Annotated in this window: 12 protein-coding genes; 3 read left to right on the top strand and 9 right to left on the bottom strand. The window is 46.6% G+C overall.

Annotation, left to right across the window (positions count from 1 at the left end; all coding sequences use genetic code 11):
* Positions 1-2: 2 nt before the first annotated feature.
* Together NXH67_RS13780 and NXH67_RS13775 are read right to left on the bottom strand one after the other, a co-directional pair.
* Complete coding sequence (locus NXH67_RS13780; protein ID WP_272797742.1) at positions 3-3,131, bottom strand: glycoside hydrolase family 2 TIM barrel-domain containing protein; 3,129 nt, start codon at positions 3,129-3,131, stop codon at positions 3-5.
* 31 nt (positions 3,132-3,162) lie between these two features.
* On the bottom strand, positions 3,163-5,721 hold the full coding sequence (locus tag NXH67_RS13775; RefSeq protein WP_272797741.1) for a hypothetical protein: 2,559 nt from the start codon (positions 5,719-5,721) through the stop codon (positions 3,163-3,165).
* Between the two features lie 89 nt (positions 5,722-5,810).
* On the opposite strand from NXH67_RS13775, the gene NXH67_RS13770 reads away from it, so the two are divergent.
* Positions 5,811-6,293: a DUF402 domain-containing protein gene (locus tag NXH67_RS13770; RefSeq protein ID WP_272797740.1), complete on the top strand. Its 483-nt coding sequence runs from the start codon at positions 5,811-5,813 to the stop codon at positions 6,291-6,293.
* Positions 6,294-6,300: 7 nt separating this feature from the next.
* On the opposite strand, the gene NXH67_RS13765 is transcribed toward NXH67_RS13770, so the two are convergent.
* The 6 genes from NXH67_RS13765 to NXH67_RS13740 form a co-directional block, all read right to left on the bottom strand.
* Positions 6,301-7,437 carry a cell wall hydrolase gene (locus NXH67_RS13765; protein ID WP_272797739.1) on the bottom strand — a complete coding sequence of 379 codons (1,137 nt, stop codon included), beginning with the start codon at positions 7,435-7,437 and terminating at the stop codon, positions 6,301-6,303.
* A gap of 61 nt (positions 7,438-7,498) precedes the next feature.
* Entirely contained in the window at positions 7,499-7,981 is a 483-nt protein-coding gene (locus NXH67_RS13760) for a deoxycytidylate deaminase (protein WP_022778845.1), read from the bottom strand.
* Positions 7,982-8,214: 233 nt separating this feature from the next.
* Complete coding sequence (gene upp / locus NXH67_RS13755) at positions 8,215-8,844, bottom strand: uracil phosphoribosyltransferase (RefSeq protein ID WP_022778844.1); 630 nt, start codon at positions 8,842-8,844, stop codon at positions 8,215-8,217.
* Between the two features lie 448 nt (positions 8,845-9,292).
* Positions 9,293-9,730, bottom strand: a complete 438-nt coding sequence (gene rpiB / locus NXH67_RS13750; protein ID WP_272797738.1) for a ribose 5-phosphate isomerase B — start codon at positions 9,728-9,730, stop codon at positions 9,293-9,295.
* Between the two features lie 67 nt (positions 9,731-9,797).
* Positions 9,798-10,856 (bottom strand): L-threonylcarbamoyladenylate synthase, encoded by a 1,059-nt coding sequence (locus tag NXH67_RS13745; protein ID WP_022778842.1) that lies wholly within the window; start codon positions 10,854-10,856, stop codon positions 9,798-9,800.
* Positions 10,857-10,871: 15 nt separating this feature from the next.
* Entirely contained in the window at positions 10,872-12,584 is a 1,713-nt protein-coding gene (locus NXH67_RS13740) for a glycosyl hydrolase family 18 protein (RefSeq protein WP_022778841.1), read from the bottom strand.
* A 689-nt stretch (positions 12,585-13,273) separates the two neighbouring features.
* On the opposite strand from NXH67_RS13740, the gene NXH67_RS13735 reads away from it, so the two are divergent.
* Complete coding sequence (locus NXH67_RS13735; RefSeq protein ID WP_022778840.1) at positions 13,274-14,068, top strand: adaptor protein MecA; 795 nt, start codon at positions 13,274-13,276, stop codon at positions 14,066-14,068.
* Positions 14,069-14,137: 69 nt separating this feature from the next.
* Here NXH67_RS13735 and nifJ read toward each other — a convergent pair whose 3' ends face one another.
* Complete coding sequence (gene nifJ / locus NXH67_RS13730; RefSeq protein WP_272797737.1) at positions 14,138-17,671, bottom strand: pyruvate:ferredoxin (flavodoxin) oxidoreductase; 3,534 nt, start codon at positions 17,669-17,671, stop codon at positions 14,138-14,140.
* Positions 17,672-18,101: 430 nt separating this feature from the next.
* Here nifJ and NXH67_RS13725 point away from each other — a divergent pair, with 430 nt between their 5' ends.
* Positions 18,102-18,272, top strand: coding sequence for a DUF362 domain-containing protein (locus NXH67_RS13725; protein ID WP_081644326.1), 171 nt, complete (start codon positions 18,102-18,104; stop codon positions 18,270-18,272).
* The last annotated feature ends 136 nt before the right edge of the window (positions 18,273-18,408 follow it).

The following is an 18,408-nucleotide window of genomic DNA, read 5'->3' as shown; positions in this document are numbered from 1 at the left end:
CCTCAGATTCCCTTGAAACTCATGGTAAATGTCAGCTTCTCATCACTTGGAATAAGGAACTCGGGATGTGTCTTGGCTCCCCAGCTGTCATCTCCGGCGATACCCATCTGGCACAGGCTGCAGCGTACCACTGTCTTGCAGTAGCGGGGCAGCTCGTAAGGATGTCTTGCCTCCTCCAGCTCTCCCGGAGTGTAAGGCAATGCGCTGAAATTCATGGTATCGGGAGCTTCGAATAACAGTCCTCTTCCCTTGTTGTTCAGGATCTTGGCCCATCTTACTCCGGTCCTGTTGCCGGTCTCCTGAGGCACAAGATAGTGCTCCATCATGTCCTCTACCTTGTCGCGGTAGATTCTAAGCTTTGCTCCGCGGTTTCTGTCTATATAGTTCTCTGCAGGGCCCTTGCCGTAGTACTCAACCCTGTCAAAATCAGCATCAAATTTAAAGAGCATACCAAACTCAGGCATGGGGCTGAGACCCTTGACGCCTTCATATTCCTCTTTTATCCAGACTCTTCCATCCCCTGTGACCGTGTAGGTTAGAAGCACTGAAGAAGCCGGAACTGTAGGAAGATAGTGCTTGAAGGTAAGGCTCACGCTGTTTTCCTTAACATCCACAACAGGATACCTGCCCTGGTCCTCTGTACCGTTGGCATAGCCTGTGCTCTCCTCCACAATGGGTGCAGCGATGGCATAGGCGCTTGCCAGCTTCCACTGGGCATAGCGCTGAGGCATTCTGTTGCCGTTGTCGTTATCAACAGGTGCTCTCCAGAAGTTAGCCCTTGGCATCTCCCTGATAAGCTCTCTGCCGGCATATCTGTAGGATGTGATATTTCCCTGATCTCTGTTAAAGAGAACCTCGAAATGATTGCCCTTAACTCCGTAGTTATATAGTCCCTGAGTAAACTTAACCGGTGCACAGGTCACAAAGGTGGATGCTGACTTCCTGAACACACCCTCACCGAAGGCAACTTCATGGCCCCTCTGAGCCCACAAAGTATCATCCCTTAACCTGAAGGACACATTTATCACATACTCATCAAGAGGGAAAGGTCCATTTTCATCAAAAGGCCCAAAGCCCACCACTGCCATCTTCTCGATAATGGCATCGGGCAGCTCATACTCGCCCTCACTAAGTGGCTCTACCGAAGTAGCCATGTGCTTCTCAAGGAGCTTAACTCCGTCCTTGTATAATGTTACGAAGCAATCGAATTCACCGGTATTGGTAAAAAGAGAATTGTTAACGACCTTAACCTTGTCGCTCTCCACATATACTCGGATGTTCTGGTAGTTGAACTTAACCTCCTGCATCTTCGCATAGGTTCTTCTCTCACCGTCAACTATACCGTTGCCGCTGAAATTATAATCACAGGGTCTCTCGCCGTGGTCTCCGCCATAGGCCTGATAATCCTCTCCGAAGCGGTTCTTCTCACGAATTGACTGGTCCACATAATCCCAGATAAATCCGCCCTGGTACCTTGGCTCTCTCTCAGCCAGATCCGTGTATTTGAACATGCCTCCGCAGGAGTTGGCCATTGCATGGGTGTACTCACAGCAGATATAAGGCTTGTCATCATGCTCCTTAAGGAACTTCTCAATGCTGGCAACCGAAGGATACATCTGACTTTCCATATCGCTGGTATCGTTATAGGTTCTGTCGTGACAGATTCCCTCGTAGTGAACCAGTCTGTCGGGATCGAGCTTTCTAAAGAGCTGACTCATCTCATAGGGCACTTTGCCGCCATGGGACTCATTACCGATGGACCAGATCAGCACTGACGGATGGTTCTTATCCAGCTGATAGGTGGAATTGATCCTGTCCAGAAGATGCTCCATGCAGTTCTCTCTGCTACCCGGAAGGCGCTTGCCGTGGGCACCCTCATCTCCGTACAAGGACCAGGTTCCGTGGGTCTCCATATTGTTCTCGGCGATCATGTACAGACCGTAGATATCGCAGAGTTCGTATATATAAGCTGAATTCTGATAATGGCTGGTTCTGATAGCATTGATATTGTTCTTCTTCATGGTAATGATATCAAGAAGGGTCTCCTCATTAGAAACAACTCTTCCGGTCTCACAGGAGAATTCGTGTCTGTTGACACCCTTGAACACAATGCGCTTGCCGTTAAGAAGCATCAGTCCGTCCTTCATCTCGAACTTCCTGAAGCCCACATTCTGTCTGACAACCTCCAGAACCTCTCCCCCAGAATCCTTAACCTTCAAAAGAAGCTGATAGAGCTGCGGATCCTCAGCACTCCAGAGCTGGGGCTGCAGCACCTCTTCCCTTACAACATTAAGGGATACACTAGGGCCATCACCGCCGTTTCCGGCAAGCTCTGCACTTCCCTTTATCATGGGATGATTATTGCGGTAAAGAATATAATCAACAGAGCCGGATCCCGTTGTCCTAAGAGTAACCTCCAGCTCAGCCTTGGTAAAATCGTCATTTAAAAGAGTACGAACCTTGAAGTCCTCAAGATGTGTGGCAGGCACGAGCTTCAGATATACATTTCTGTAGATACCTGAGAATCTGAAGAAATCCTGGTCCTCAAACCAGCTGCCGCTGGTCCATTTAAACACCTGCACCGCCAGCTTGTTGACGCCGCTCCTTAGCAAACCTGTAAGATCAAACTCTGAAGGAGTAAAAGTATCCTCGCTGTAGCCCACATACTGTCCGTTAAGCCACAGAGCATATCCGCTCTCAACGCCGTCAAAAACAATGTGAACCTGCTGCCCCTCCCAATCTGCGGGAAGGTTAAAATACTTCACATAGCTGCCCACCGGATTGAACTCCTCCGGCACCTGTCCCAGCTCGATATCCTCGTGTCCATCCCAGGGATACTGGACATTGATGTAAGCGGGAATATCATACCCTTCCATCTGAATATGGGCAGGAACTCTTATATCATCAAAATAACTGCAGTCATAATCCTCTTTTTCAAAGCCCGGAATAACCGCTCTGTAATTCCTGGCATAATGGAACTTCCAAAGTCCGTTAAGTGACAGCCTGAGTGAAGAAACCCTTCCCTCAATCTCTTCCTCGTTCTGATAAGCCACAAAATCGGCTGTCTGAGGAAGCACATTATCCTTGAAAATCTCAGGATCCTTCACCATATCAAAAGTAAAATTCTTCATGTTGTAACCCTCCGCAAAATGGAAACAAAAATCATCGACTGTTCCTTATGTATGTCACAAAATGATTGCCGTTTTCATTAAAAAGCTTGTCCGAATCATTCATTCCGTATTTGTACACCTGTCCCGTCAAAGGATTCATAAGAACAGTGTTAAGATCGTTAAATCCGATGATCAGAACCGCCGTGCCATCGTTGAGCATAGCCATAACCGGCAGATCCTGATTAACATAGTACAGCATTGCCGACATGGGACATCCGTCAAGATCCAATACCGTTGTCTCAGGAAGTGATTCCCTTAGGATATCCGTGACAGAAGAGCCCGCATCCAGCATAGCATCCACATTTCTGTTAATTCCCTCAAACTGAAGGATGAGATCAAGGCAGACAACCGTTGGCGGTGTAGCCATCATATTCTCATAGCTCTCGGCATTTCTCGTTATAGCCATGATCTGGTTGGAGCGAAGAAGATTGCCCTTAACCCAGACATATCCGTTATTGTCGCCGGTTACAGTTCCGGAAGCTTCATTTGCCCTTTTTACCGCCTCAGAAGGATCCGTGTAGATTCCCTCTATTCCAAAGAGTCCGTAGACATAGTAAAAAGGCTGCTCCTGTCTGTCTCTGTCTATATCCAGCTCCACATCTCTCGTTCCCTCAAATAGAGTCTGATTAGGTGTAAGTACACGAAGAGACTTAAGCTTGATCTCATTTCTTACATTTATCTGAACAATTTTTTCAAAAATATCAACTGATACCTGATTCACTGAGTTGCTGCCGTCCTCAGCCTTGAGGGTACTCATAATCTGATCGTCGTAGGTGCTGACGTACTCGCCGTTATCGTCCTTCTCAACTCTGGAGAGTCTGATCTGATTGTCAGTAATCTCAACGGAAGTGACGTATACTCCCTCAGGATGATAGTTCTCAAGGAGATTCCCGTCGCTGTCCTGAATCTTAATGGCATACATGGGATAAATCGGATTGCCCATTTTGTCCTTGTGAACGTCCTCAGAGTGTACAAGGCCGTAAACAAGGTCCTCTCCCATGAATCCAAGAACCACGATATAGTCTCCGTCATCAGCCTGGATCTCGCTCTGGCCTCTTGTGTTGAGGTTCATCATCTTGAAGCTGGTCAGATCCTTGGTCTGCCAGGCAATTGTCCTCTCGGATTCCGATATCTTGTAATCTCCGCTTCCGATATCCGTAGCAACGGTGCCTGCGGTTCTGCCGATAAGGTCAATAGCATAAATATTCTGCTCAAGCATCACATAGAAAACATCGCCGTTTCCAAGGTATGCAAGGGTATCAACAAAAGATACCAGTACCTCCGGAGACTGACTGCTGGGGGCAAAAACCTGCTCCTCCACCGCATTTATGGAAGCATTGTAGTCATATACGGCAATTCCCACCTGGCCTTCGTGAATTCCTCTGGCCATGTAACCTGCCACTGCGAATTTGACATTGCCGGCCTCATCCACCTTCAGGATCTTGATGGTATTGTTGTTCCACCTGGTTCTGATGTCGTTGTTATCTGTGTCATAGAAGCCGAAGAGGTAAGCCAGCCTGCTCTCTGAATTGTTGAACATAAAAAGTCTGTTCTCGCTGACAAAAGCAAACGCCGTTCCTCCACCGTTCTCCACCAGCTGCAGTCCCGGGTCTGAAATGCTAAGACCAATGCTGTTACTGCTTATTGAATATGAACCCGCATCAAAGATGTAGTTCATGGTTCTCTCATAGTTGAGCAAATACATCCTGTCTGAGGTGTGACGAACTCTGAAGGCCTCCTCCACGTTGTAGAGCCTGCTCACATTGCCGTCTCTTACTGTAACTCTGTAGCAGAGCTTGTAGGATCCCGTCTGGGAATGGATATCCGTTACATATATTTCAGGCTCTGTATGCTTGGTGATGTTAAGTTCACCCCAGGTTACCTGATTAAAACTGCTGTGGATATTTACCTTGCTAAAAGTCGTATTGTCACCCTCTGAGTTGGACTCAAGGTATTTCGTGTACTCTTTTGCCTCAGTCTTATTAAAAGTTGCTTCGCTGAAGCCTGTGACAAAGTCCAGCTCCTCATCGATGCTGTATCTGCTGTCCTCAGTCCAGACAATTCTGGAATAGTATCTGGCTTCGCCCACACCGGTATCCATGACAAAAACCAGCATGTACTCGTTGCCGGCGGTTATCAGATCCTTGATCTGCAGGCTCCCGTTTATGGTCTGGGCATTCTCGCTGTAATCAACAATGGGAGTGCTCTCCACAAGGCTCTTGCCATCTATGGTCCTGACCTCGAACTTAAGATTCATGACATTGCCGCCATAGGTATTGATCCTGAATCTTATCTGTCTGTCGGAGCCCACCGGGAAAACAGTCCCCCTCATATGGCTCACATCCATTTCGCCTGTGTAGCCGTGAAGCGGGTTGATCTCCCTGTCACCGCTAAGGAGATTCACAACAGGAAGGGTTGCCTTGGACATCTGTGCTGTCATGTCCGCATTATCGTCATGGGACAGGCTACCTATCACAAAAAGGGACACCGTAAACAGCACAATGGCATATATGATTTTTATTATCGTAATTTTCTTAGTATTATCACGCATAATTGACTTTCAATTTCAATAATAGTAATATTTTCATAACACAATTTCAGATATTTCCATTCTTCTTATGGACGAAAGAGGGTACAGCCATGAACAAACCGATCTTGTACCGCAAACGCTTTATCCCAAATGAATGCAATCTGCTAAAGGACGATATCATCCTTGAATACAACGAGGATATCCTCGTCACCAAATGGAGATTCCTCCACGAAAGATGTGATGACCTGTTCTGTGGTTATTCCTGCTGTTATTTAAACAGAGGCTTTCGCATCAGCAAGTTCCTCAGAGAGGATGGTTCCCTTAAGTGCTGGTACTGCGATATTCTTACCTATGAGCACATCCCCGAAGAGAACAAACTCATAATGGTTGACCTTCTCGCCGACGTTATCATCTTCCCCGACGGCCGTATCAAGGTCGTGGATCTGGACGAACTCTCCGAGGCCTTTGAAAATAGGCTTATCGATGAAGCTCTTCTTAAAAAGAGCCTGCTGTCACTGAGCAAGCTCCTTGATGAAATTTACTCCAAGGGCATTGATGAACTCATCGCCCCGATAGAGAAATACATATCCTGAAATAATACTAGTAAAAAACATGTCCGCCGAGGGTGATTCCGCTAAGTCCCGGCACCGGCGTTCTGAAATAAACGCAGCTTCCTACGTTCGAATAGCCCTTCATGGCTTCATCCGCGGCCTGATAACAGGCTGCATTCGCTCTGCCCTCTGCAAGAGCCAGGGCCAGTCTTCCACTGGCTACAGGCGAAAATTGCTTTCCCTGATAGATAACTCCCACCACCGTATCCGGATAAACCGAAGACAGCACTCTGTTTATAACAACAGCGCCAACCGCAACCTTGCCCTCATAGGGTTCGGATCCTGCCTCACAGTAGATAAGATTGGCCAGAAGATATCTGTCGCCCTCTGCAAAGGTAACCTCAGAGATGTTTCGCCAGGTGGAATTTCTGGCAAGCTTGGATAGTCTCTGCTCCTCCGCCAGCTTGGCTTCCAGAGCCTTGATATCTTTTTCCTGCTCCTTGATCTGAGCTTCCAGCGCTTCTGCTCTGGCCTCAGCGTCAGAGATGTCGTTGGCGTACTGCTTGATACTGCCGGAGGTCTGGGTCACCAGGCCTGAAACCCTGCTCTGTTCCGCCTTCTGCTTCATCTGATAATCTTCAAGGGCAACCATCTCCTCTTCAAGAGTTGCCTCTTTCTCCTCGATGGCCTTCCTGGTCTCGATGTATTGCCTGAACATCTTCCTGTCGTAGGCTGAGAGCTGCTCCACGTAGTTATTCTGGTTGAGGAAGTCTGCAAAACTCGATGAACCGGTGAGCATATCGATAAGAACGAAATTCTGCTTCTCATATATGAACTGTACTCTCTTTTTCATGGAAGCATACTGATTGGCCTCGGTCTGTCTTGCGACCTCCAGCTCTGCCTGAGTATTCTCAATCTCGTTCTCTTTGTTCTCTATCTGCTCCTCGATCTCCTCAAGGTTGGAGCTGACTTCGCTGAGCTGAGTGTTAAGGGAATTGAGCTGCCCCTGAAGCGAGGATTTCTCCTCATTCATCTCGGCGATATCATCCTTGGTGCCCTCAAGCTGATTCTGGGATTCCTTCTTGGCCTCTTTGGCCTTCTCCAGCTTTTCCTTGGTGGACTCGGTAGCCTTGGAAGCTATGGGGATGGATACGAAAGCTATGCATATAGCACAAAGAAAGGCCATTAAGCCTTTCCCTGCACCAGTATATTTAGTTTTTTTATCCCAATGCCCGTTAGTCATGTCGTTAAATGGTAATCTTGATACTTCTGCCGCTTCGCTGATACTGATAATATCTGACTCCCGCTGCATCGAACATCTTCTTGGAAGCTCTGGTTGATGCGGAAGTACTGTATTTGTCACTGTCAAAAACAACGGTCTTGATGCCGGCCTGAATTATGGCCTTGGCACATTCATTGCAGGGGAAAAGAGATACGTAGATCTTGGCCCCCACGAGGCTTCCGCCTCTGTAGTTTAATATAGCATTGAGCTCGCTGTGGGTAACGAAAGGATATTTGGTGGACAGCTCATCCTCTCCGTCCCTCTCCCAGGGAAAATCCTCATCGGAGCACCCCTTGGGAAAACCGTTGTAACCCATGGACAGAATGTTGTTGTCCTCACTTACTATGCAGCTTCCAACCTGTGTGTTGGGATCCTTGCTGCGCATGGCGGCCAGCTTGGCTACGCCCATGAAGTATTCATCCCAGCTGATATAGTCCTCTCGCTTCATTTCCCCCTCCAATAAAAATCTAAATTGCTAAGCGATATTCGGAAATCGCCATGCTCGCTTTGAATGATTGAGTCTGCTCCGCGATATACGGATTGCTCCGCTTACGCTCTCGCAATCCTACGTACATTCGGAATCCGAGCTACCGCTCTTCTTCCTCATGTACGTTAGGTCCTCAAGGTTACATTTTTATGTCTGCAAGCAGTCAAAAATGTAACTTTTCGTCCCTATATCGCTCACTTGGTTCCGAAGATCCTATCTCCGGCGTCTCCAAGTCCGGGTACGATGTAACCGTGCTCGTTAAGTCTCTCGTCAAGTGATCCTACGTAGATATCTACATCAGGATGTGCGTTCTTCATTGCTTCCAGTCCTTCAGGAGCTGCGATGATGCACATGAAGTGAATGTTCTTGCAGCCTCTGTCCTTGAGCATCTGAATAGCTGCAACTGAGGATCCGCCTGTTGCAAGCATGGGATCCACTACAAAAATCTCTCTGTCTGCTACGTCTGCAGGCATCTTGCAATAGTACTCAACAGGCTTAAGTGTCTCGGGATCTCTGTAAAGTCCGATGTGACCAACCTTAGCTGCAGGTATAAGTGCCAGCATTCCGTCTACCATGCCAAGACCTGCACGAAGAATGGGTACTACGCAGAGCTTTCTTCCCTTAAGCTGTTTTACTGTGGTCTTGCAGATAGGGGTCTCGATCTCAACGTCCTTGAGCTGAAGGTCTCTGGTGGCCTCGTAGCAGATGAGCATTGCGATCTCGCTGATGGTCTGTCTGAAATCCTTGGTTCCTGTGTCGGTTCTCCTGATCATTCCAATCTTGTGCTGGATCAGAGGATGATCCATAATAACTACTTTTGACATACTGTGTTCCTCCCGTGAGTGTATTGAATATAGGACGGAATCGATTGTCCCGGATATAAAAATATATTGCTCATGATGCTAAGCGCTTCGGTGAGCCCTGGGCATGAAATAGTCGTGCATAAGGCACTCGTATTTCATAGGTCTCGCCTACACAGCATCAAAATCGCAATAGATTTTCATATCCATGCCCTTCGATTCCTGTCTATGGATTAATTACGTTTATCGGATGTGGTGATCCGAGTATGTTCCATTTCTTTGGAACTGCAATCCGGGTACTTCCCGGTTGTGTTTTACCTTTAGTAACTTATATGTTCGTGTTTACCGGTCTGTTCTTCTTAAGAAACGAGTATCTGAGAGTTTCCCGGTTATTTTTCCTTTAGTGACTGATATATTTGTGCTTCCCGGTTATGTATTTCTTAAGAAACGGATATCTGAAGTTTTCCCGGAATTAGTCCTCCATGCCGGAGATCTTAGAAATTCTGCGGGCGTGTTTCTCGAGGCCTGAGAAGGGGGTGTCGAGGAAGGTGTCCACAATCTCGAGAGCAAGGAGCGGGCCTGTCATGCCGCCGCCGAGGGCGAGGACGTTGGCGTCGTTGTGCTCTCTTGTGAGGCGGGCTGATGTGGTCTCTGAGCAGAGAGCGCATCTTACGCCTTTAACCTTGTTGGCTACAATTGAAATGCCGATTCCTGTGGTGCAGACAACGATTCCCTTCTCGCATTCGCCGCTTGCAACCGCCTCTGCTGCTGCCTTACCAAAATCCGGATAATCGCAGGAATCAAGACTGTAGGTTCCAAAATCCTTGTACTCTATTCCTCTTTCCTCAAGGTGCTTTTTGATGGTCTCCTTGAGCTCAAATCCTCCGTGATCACTACCTAAAGCTATCATACCGTTTTTCCTCTTTTCCTATATTATTATAATGGTTTTAATACATTAATGATATACGTTACAAGGATCACACTTTAGTGATCTGATGGCCTGCTGCCTTGAGAAGGCGGTTCATAATGGCCTGTCCTATTCCGCTGTCATCAAAGGACTCTGAGAACATAACATCAACATTCTCATCATCAAATTCTCTGAGGACCTTGAAGAGCTCGTGGGCTATAGTGCTCTCATCCTCGCGGTTACCGACACTTTTAACAACGTCTGCGCTGTAGAGTGCCTTGGTTACGTCGGTTCCGATAACGCCAACGCGCTTACCTTCTGCCTGAGCTTTCCTTGCTTCTTCGTTAATATAAGAAACAACCTTGTCCTGGGCTCCCTCAACAATCATAAGTGAACCCTTGGGGGCGTAATGTCTGTATTTCATGCCGGGAGCCTTGGGCTTCTCGGTTGATGTGCTGTCTATTATTGTTCTGTCGATGGAGATATCTCCAAGGACCTCTTTTAACATATCCGCTGTGATATAGCCGGGTCTTAAGATCATGGGGACGTCAGAAGTAAGATCCACGATCGTGGACTCAAGGCCAATTCCCACCTGACCTCCGTCGATGATCATCTCAATCTTGCCGGAGAGGTCCTCAACGCAGTATCTTGCAACAGTAGGGCTCGGCCTTCCTGATGTGTTGGCGCTGGGAGCTGCGATGTATCCGCCGGATTTCTCTATCAGCTCCAGAGCAATCTTATTATTGGGCATTCTGATTGCCACGGTATCAAGGCCGCCTGTGGTCTCATAGGGAACCTTGCCGTTTTTCTCCATGATCATGGTAAGAGGGCCTGGCCAAAAGGCGTCCGCCAGCTTCCTTGCCGCTTCCGGAACCTCCTTAACTATTGCCGTAAGGTCCTCAAATCTGTGAATGTGCACGATAAGCGGGTTGTCCGAGGGTCTTCCCTTGGCCGCATATATCTTCTTGGACGAAGAAGGATTAAGGGCATCGCCCCCAAGACCGTACACAGTCTCAGTGGGAAAAGCCACAAGGCCGCCGTCTCTTATGATGTTGCCGGCTTCGGTAAGGGCCTCCTTCGCTTCGTTATCTATATTATTTTCTTCTATTACTACTACTTTCGTATCCAATTCATTACTTCCTTATTACTCGTTAACATAAGCGGAGATGATATCCCACATGTCCGCAGTCTCCATGCCAAGACTCCACTCGGCTATGCCGGCGATCTCATGATGTTTCATTGACTGAAGCTTCTGGGTCATGGAATCCACATCCTCCATCCAGATCTGGTGAAGTCCCTTGCCGTCTGTGAATTCGCCGTAGTTCTGACCGGCGCCTTCATCCCAGCTCATCTGGATATTATGATTGGCAATATACTCTTTTGCCACCTTCATTGACACAGCCTCGCTGGAGAGCTTGCCGTCAGCGGTGTGCCAGATTCTGGTGTAGAAAGGAACAGCATTGATGATCTTGGAGGCAGGAGCCTTCTCAAGAGCCTTAATGATGCCGTTCTCCACATAGCTAAGGGATGCAACTGAGCCTGCCTCAGTGCTTCCTGCGTAGTGCTCATCGTAGCCCATGATGATGATATAATCAGCAACAACGCCCTGCTCTTTGAGATTGTAGTGGTCGTTGAAATTCATGGGAACATAGTTATCAATGGAAAAAACAAGGCCCTTAGCCCTGCAGGCAATTGACATCTCTCTGACAAACTGAATGTAGTTCTGTCCGTCCTCGGTAGCAATTGTCTCAAAGTCAAGATTAACGCCGTCTGCGCCGATCTCTGCGCACTCATTTACAACAGTGCTTATCATCCTTGCTCTGTTCTCGGAAGTAGAGAGCGCCTCTGATGTTGACACGCTGTTGCCGGCATTGAAGTTATTAAAGAGAGCCCAGACCTCAAGGCCCTTGTTATGTGCTCTGTCAACGTAGCTCTTGGAAGCGATGCTGGTTACTGTTCCGTCATTGGCTGAAATATAGAACCAGGTGGGAGAAATAACGTTAAGGCTCTTGGTGCCTGCGATATAATCCTCCAGAGTATCGTTTCCGCCTGCTCCTCCAAGATTATGGAAGCCAAGGTTGATCTTGTGATCCCTTGAAACTCCGGTGTACTCGGGTTCAACGTAGTCGGTTACAGGTATCGGACTTCTTGTGGTCTGATCTGAGAGCCTCTTGTTCTCCACATACCCGATAAAAGAGTTCTCGCTCTTAACCTTGCTCCAGTTCTCGAGCTCCTCAAGGATGACTACGGTGTCACCCTTCTTGACCTGCTCAAGGACCTCGCTCTTAACTCCGCCGCGAAGACGGATCTGTGTATCCTTATTAATAGTGGCAACGGTCTCATCCTCCCAGCTGGTCGTAAGCTGCATATGATAGCCGTCGTCAAAAAACTCGTATCCAAAGTTAGTGTATTTCTTGACATAGTCAAGGGCAACATAAAGCTTGTCTTCTCCGCCATCGTTATCGATTCTGGCTATGATATAGCCCTCATCCCCTGACTCTCCCATAGAATCTGACCAGGCGCTGCCACCTATCGGCGCAGTGATGACCCTGTCGGGAAGTGTGTAGAGAAGAGTATTGTCTGCGATTCCATAGTAGAATCTGTCATTCAAAAGACTCTGAACCAGCGCAAACTCAAAATAAATACGGCCGTCAAAATTCCTTGCCGTCTCATCTATTCTCTTGTTACCGTGGATAATTGCCACATCCGTATCCGATGTGACCTTGAAATAATCGTCCAGATCAGCCTTCTCTGTGCTGTAGGAAAACTTCTGAAGATATAACTGGCCGGCGTAAATAGCGCCGATGATAAAAATAAGGGCAATTATAATAATCGCCGGAATCACTTTCTTTTTCATGTTCTAGCTCCTTTACAATCGCCCTCAAGTATACCATAATATTAAGTTTACGTCATTAAATCAGTCTTAGTTTATTTTAGAAGCATGGCGGGGACCACTTTCTAAAAAATTAATTTGATAGAACTTATGCAATATCATCCGCCAAAAGGCTTTCAAATGTGATAAATTCCTGCAAAGTTTTTACGGTGATATCGCACTTCGTTGACGTTTTTTAATATGGTCGATGTCTAACCCTCAAGCCCTCCCACATTTTGCGCTTAATGCTGCACCAAATATGGTATAATCTAATTAACAAAGATACTAGATGTTTTTAGTCGCATTTTTTCTAAATAAATAATTGCTACGTGTTAATAGATAGTTGTTGTTTGATGTTATAAATCCGGGGAATTTTTATAGAAACTAACTGTAAGACATCTTACGACCTGATCGCAAGAAAAATGAAAGTTAGAACATTAGTATTTTCCCTGATATTCGCCTCCCTTCCGGGCTTACCGGATTGGGTCAGGCATCTCACAAAAACTATTCTAGCAGGAAATTCTTAAGATTTACCGTCGAAATTTCTTAAGATTTTCTTAAGATTGTGAACATTTGGACACATTTTCCTCGTTTATGACGATATATCTATTGACATAGTACAGACTTTCACTTAGTATCTATGTATTCACAAGTCAGGAGAGGAGGTAGGCATCATGAAAATTGAAAAAGTCAATGATCACCAGATTCGATGCACACTTACCAGAGATGACCTTGCGAAGCGAGACCTTAAGATTACAGAGCTTGCATATGGAACGGATAAGGCCAAAGAGTTGTTCCAGGACATGATGCAGCAGGCGAATTTACAATACGGCTTTGACGCAGAGGATACTCCTTTGATGATCGAGGCAATCCCCATCAATTCAGAATGTATAGTCCTTATCATCACCAAGGTTGAGGACCCGGAAGAGCTGGATACCCGCTTTTCCAACTTCGCTCCTTCCGTTCATGAGGACGATGAGGAAGAAGACGAGTACTACGAAGAGGATGAGGAATACGACGAAGCTGAGGAAGATGAGGATGTTATGGGACTGTTCAAGCGCCTTCAGCGCAGCAACATGTCAGACTTCATGGATTCTCCATTCCTGGGAGCTCCCGATAACAAGAAGTTAAAAGAAAAGACCACAGGTCCCAAGAAAAAAGGCACCCCCGGAAGGAAGGGGTCCAAGATCTTCTCCTTTGGTTCACTTCATGAGGTTACAAGGTTCGCTGGAATAGTCAGCAGGAAATTCGATGGAATCAACACCCTGTACAAGAACGAAGCTAACGGTAAGTTCTACCTGATACTTCACCAGGGCAACATAGAGGACGGAATGTTCGCCAACATCTGTTCACTCCTTACCGAATATGGTAAGACAGAGCTCGGAAGCACTGCTGAGCAGTCATATCTGGATGAGCACTTCACCATAGTTATCAAGGATAACGCGGTGCAGGCATTATCTAAAATTTAAATAATTAAAAAACAAGGCCCCGCAACTTTAAGTTGCGGGGCCTATTTTTTATCTCAGCTGACTAAAGAATCAGTCCTGCTTGCCATAGAGAGAAACGAGTTTCTCAAGGTAAGCTCTGTGCTCCTTAGCGTGCTCTGCAGCTGCTGCGTTGAGCTTAGCTGCTCTCTCAGGATTCTTGAGCTTGAGTGAAAGATATCTAACCTCACCGTCAAGGAAGCTCTGGAAGTCCTCTGTAGCAGGCTTGGAATCAAGTGTGAACTTGTTCTCTGCCTGAGGATTGAATCTGAACATATCCCAGTATCCTGTAGCTACAGCCTTCTTCTCCTCATCCATAACCTTGTTCATGCCGGCCTTAAGACCCTGGTTGATACAAGGAGCATAAGCGATGATAAGTGAAGGTCCCGGATAAGCCTCAGCCTCTTTGATTGCGTTGATGGTCTGCTGCATGTTAGCACCCATAGCGATCTGTGCTACATATACATAACCATAGCTCATTGCGATAGAAGCAAGATCCTTCTGCTTGATCTCTTTTCCGCCTGCAGCGAACTGTGCAACAGCACCTGTAGGAGTAGCCTTAGATGACTGTCCGCCTGTATTTGAGTAAACCTCAGTGTTTACAACGAGAACGTTTACATCCTTACCGGAAGCAAGTACGTGATCGAGACCACCGAATCCGATATCGAATGCCCATCCGTCACCACCGAAGATCCACTGTGACTTCTTAGCTGCGAAGTCTTTGTTCTTGATGATGTACTTAGCTGCATCTGAGCTGTCGCCCTTAAGAGCCTCAACAAGAGCCTCTGTAGCAGCTGTGTTCTCAGCACCGTTTGAGAATGTGTCGAGCCACTTCTGAGCAGCATCCTTAGCAGCGCCGCCTGCAGCTACAACAGCCTCAACCTGCTCCTTGATAGCATCACGGAGTGCGTTCTGAGCAAGTACCATACCCATACCAAACTCTGCGTTATCCTCGAACAGTGAGTTATCCCATGCAGGGCCCTGTCCCTTGGCATTTACAGTGTAAGGTGTTGAAGGTGAAGAGTTACCCCAGATTGATGTACATCCTGTAGCGTTTGCAACGTACATTCTGTCACCGAAGAGCTGAGTAACAAGCTTAACATAAGGAGTCTCACCACAACCTGCGCAAGCGCCTGAGAACTCAAGGAGAGGCTGCTTGAACTGTGAGCCCTTGATGGAGCCTTCACCGAACTTAGCAACAACATCTTCCTTAATAGGAAGTGTAACAGCATAATCGAAGTACTTCTGCTCGTCCTTGTTAGCTGCGATAGCACCCATCTTAAGTGTCTCGCCCTTGTTATTACCAGGACATACATTTGCGCAAGATCCGCAACCTGTACAGTCAAGAGCAGAAATAACAACTGAATACTTGTATCCGTCCATTCCGGCAAGAGGCTTGGTCTGAAGTCCCTCAGGAGCCTTAGCGATCTCATCATCGGTCATAGCGATGGTTCTGATAGCAGCGTGAGGACATACAAGTGAGCAGAATCCACAACCGATACATGTTGTAGCATCCCACTTAGGAACGTTAACAGCGATACCTCTCTTCTCGAAGGCAGCTGATCCTGAAGGTGTAGCACCGTCAACATAAGGAAGACAATCTGAAACCTTAAGAGTGTTACCTTCCTGTGCATTAACCTTAGCCTGGATGTTGTTAACGAAGTCGATAACATCCTTTCTTGAGCCTTCAGCCTTCTTGAAGTCAAGGCCTTCGTCCTTGGCATCCTTCCAGCTCTCAGGAATCTCAACCTTGATAAGGTTCTTGGGATCTGCACCTGCATCGATAGCATCCCAGTTCTTCTTAACAACGTCTTCACCCTTACGGCCGTAGGTCTTCTGAGCAGCGTCCTTCATGAACTTGATGGCGTCTGCTTCAGGAATGATCTTGGTGATGTTGAAGAATGCTGACTGAAGAATTGTGTTAATTCTTGTAGGTCCCATTCCAACTTCAACACCGATCTTGGAACCGTTCATGATATAGAAGTTGATCTTGTGATCATACATGAACTTCTTAACCTGTCCGGGAATCTCATTCTCAAGCTCTTCTACTGACCAAGGGCAGTTAAGGAGGAATGAACCACCGTCAACCAGCTCCTGAACCATGTTGAACTTGCGGATATATGAGGGATTGTGGCAAGCTACGAAGTCTGCCTTCTTGATGAGGTAAGTTGACTTGATAGGCTTCTTACCAAATCTGAGGTGAGACATTGTAACACCGCCGGACTTCTTGGAGTCATAATCGAAGTATGCCTGAGCATACATGTCTGTGTTATCACCGATGATCTTGATGGAGTTCTTGTTAGCACCAACAGTACCGTCAGCACCAAGTCCCCAGAACTTACAGTTGGTTGTTCCCTCGGGAGTTGTAACGAGAGGAGCACCTGCATCAAGTGAAAGATTTGTTACATCATCCTCGATACCGATTGTGAACTCTTCCTTAGAATCATTGTTGAATACAGCAACGATCTGAGCAGGAGTTGTATCCTTGGAACCAAGGCCGTAACGTCCGCAGAATACAGGAACCGACTCGAACTTTGTTCCCTTAAGAGCTGCGATAACATCAAGAGCAAGAGGCTCACGATAAGAGCCGGGCTCCTTAGTTCTGTCGAGAACTTCGATTCTCTTAACTGAATCAGGAATAGCATCAACAAGAGCCTTAGCTGAGAAAGGTCTGTAGAGACGAACCTTAACAACGCCGACCTTCTTGCCCTGCTTCTCAAGGTAATCGATAGTCTCTTCGATTGTATCGTTAACAGAACCCATAGCTACGATAACTACCTCTGCGTTAGGATCGCCGTAGTAGTTGAAGAGCTTGTAATCTGTACCGATCTTAGCATTAACCTTGTCCATGTACTTCTGAACAATTGCAGGAAGCTCGTTGTAACCTGTGTTGCAAGCTTCTCTTGTCTGGAAGAAGATATCAGGGTTCTGAGCTGAGCCCATCTGGCAAGGGTGATTAGGATTGAGAGCGCCGGCCTTGAATGCATCGATTGCATCATGGTTAACCATCTCATCAAGATCCTTGTAATCCCAAACCTCGATCTTCTGGATCTCGTGTGATGTACGGAATCCATCGAAGAAGTTGATAAAAGGAATTCTGCCTTCGATAGCTGCACAGTAAGCAACAGGTGTTAAGTCCATAACCTCCTGTACACTTGAATCGCAAAGCATAGCAGCACCAGTCTGGCGGCAAGCATATACGTCAGAGTGATCACCAAAGATATTCAGTGCGTGTGAAGCTACGCAGCGAGCTGATACGTTGAATACACCGGGAAGTCTCTCACCGGCTACCTTGTAGATGTCAGGGATCATAAGAAGAAGACCCTGAGAAGCTGTGTATGTAGATGTAAGAGCACCTACTACAAGTGATCCGTGTACAGCACCAGCTGCACCAGCCTCAGACTGCATCTCTGTAATCTGAACTGTTCTGCCGAAAATGTTCTTCTTTCCGGCTGTTGCCCATTCATCTACATGCTCAGGCATAACAGATGATGGTGTGATTGGGTACATAGCGGCAACTTCAGTAAATGCATATGAAGCATATGCAGCAGCTTCGTTACCGTCCATGGTTTTCATGTTTCTTGCCATTTTGTTTCCTCCTACCTTGTTTTAGGGTTTGTATTTGAATAATATATTCACACTAAATCCTTTTGGCAGATAATTTGTAAAAAAGCACACAAAAATCCGTTCACATTCTTTTCCTCCCTAGAAAATTAGATGTGACGGGTGTTTTTAGCATATTCTGCCGTATTCAATAGTATCATTTTAACCATACAAATGTCAATGTTTTCAAGGCTTTAGCGGGAATTTATGTAAGCGTTTACAATCATAGACTTTTTCTGTATTATCTGCCAATTTACCAAATTTTAATGATTTCAACTGAAAAAAGTTTTCGCTAAGAGTATTGATTAAAGACTTTTCTTATATTATGATAATTAAGTATCAAAGGTTGGTGTGGCAAGCCCAGCCGTGATTTGATGCTCAAATTAACTAAGTATTTACGGAAGGAGATTTAATTATGGCATACGTTATTAGTGATGGTTGCATCAGTTGTGGATCTTGCGCAGCTCAGTGCCCTGTATCTGCTATTTCTCAGGGAGACGCTCAGTTCGTTATCGATGCTGATACATGTATCGATTGCGGTTCTTGCGCAGCTCAGTGCCCTGTATCTGCTATCTCTCAGGGTTGAGTCCAAGCGACAAATAATAAAAAGCACGCTTCATCAAGTTTACTTGATTGAACGTGCTTTTTTTATTTGACATTTGGCTTCGCTTTGCGTCCCTTTAGTCTTCCCCACTTCGCAATGCCGCCAGACTCGGAACCGC

It is taken from the genome of Butyrivibrio sp. DSM 10294, assembly GCF_028539135.1.
Classification (GTDB): domain Bacteria; phylum Bacillota; class Clostridia; order Lachnospirales; family Lachnospiraceae; genus Butyrivibrio.
Note: the sequence above shows the minus strand (reverse complement) of the source record. Positions and strands in the feature narration are given on the sequence as shown.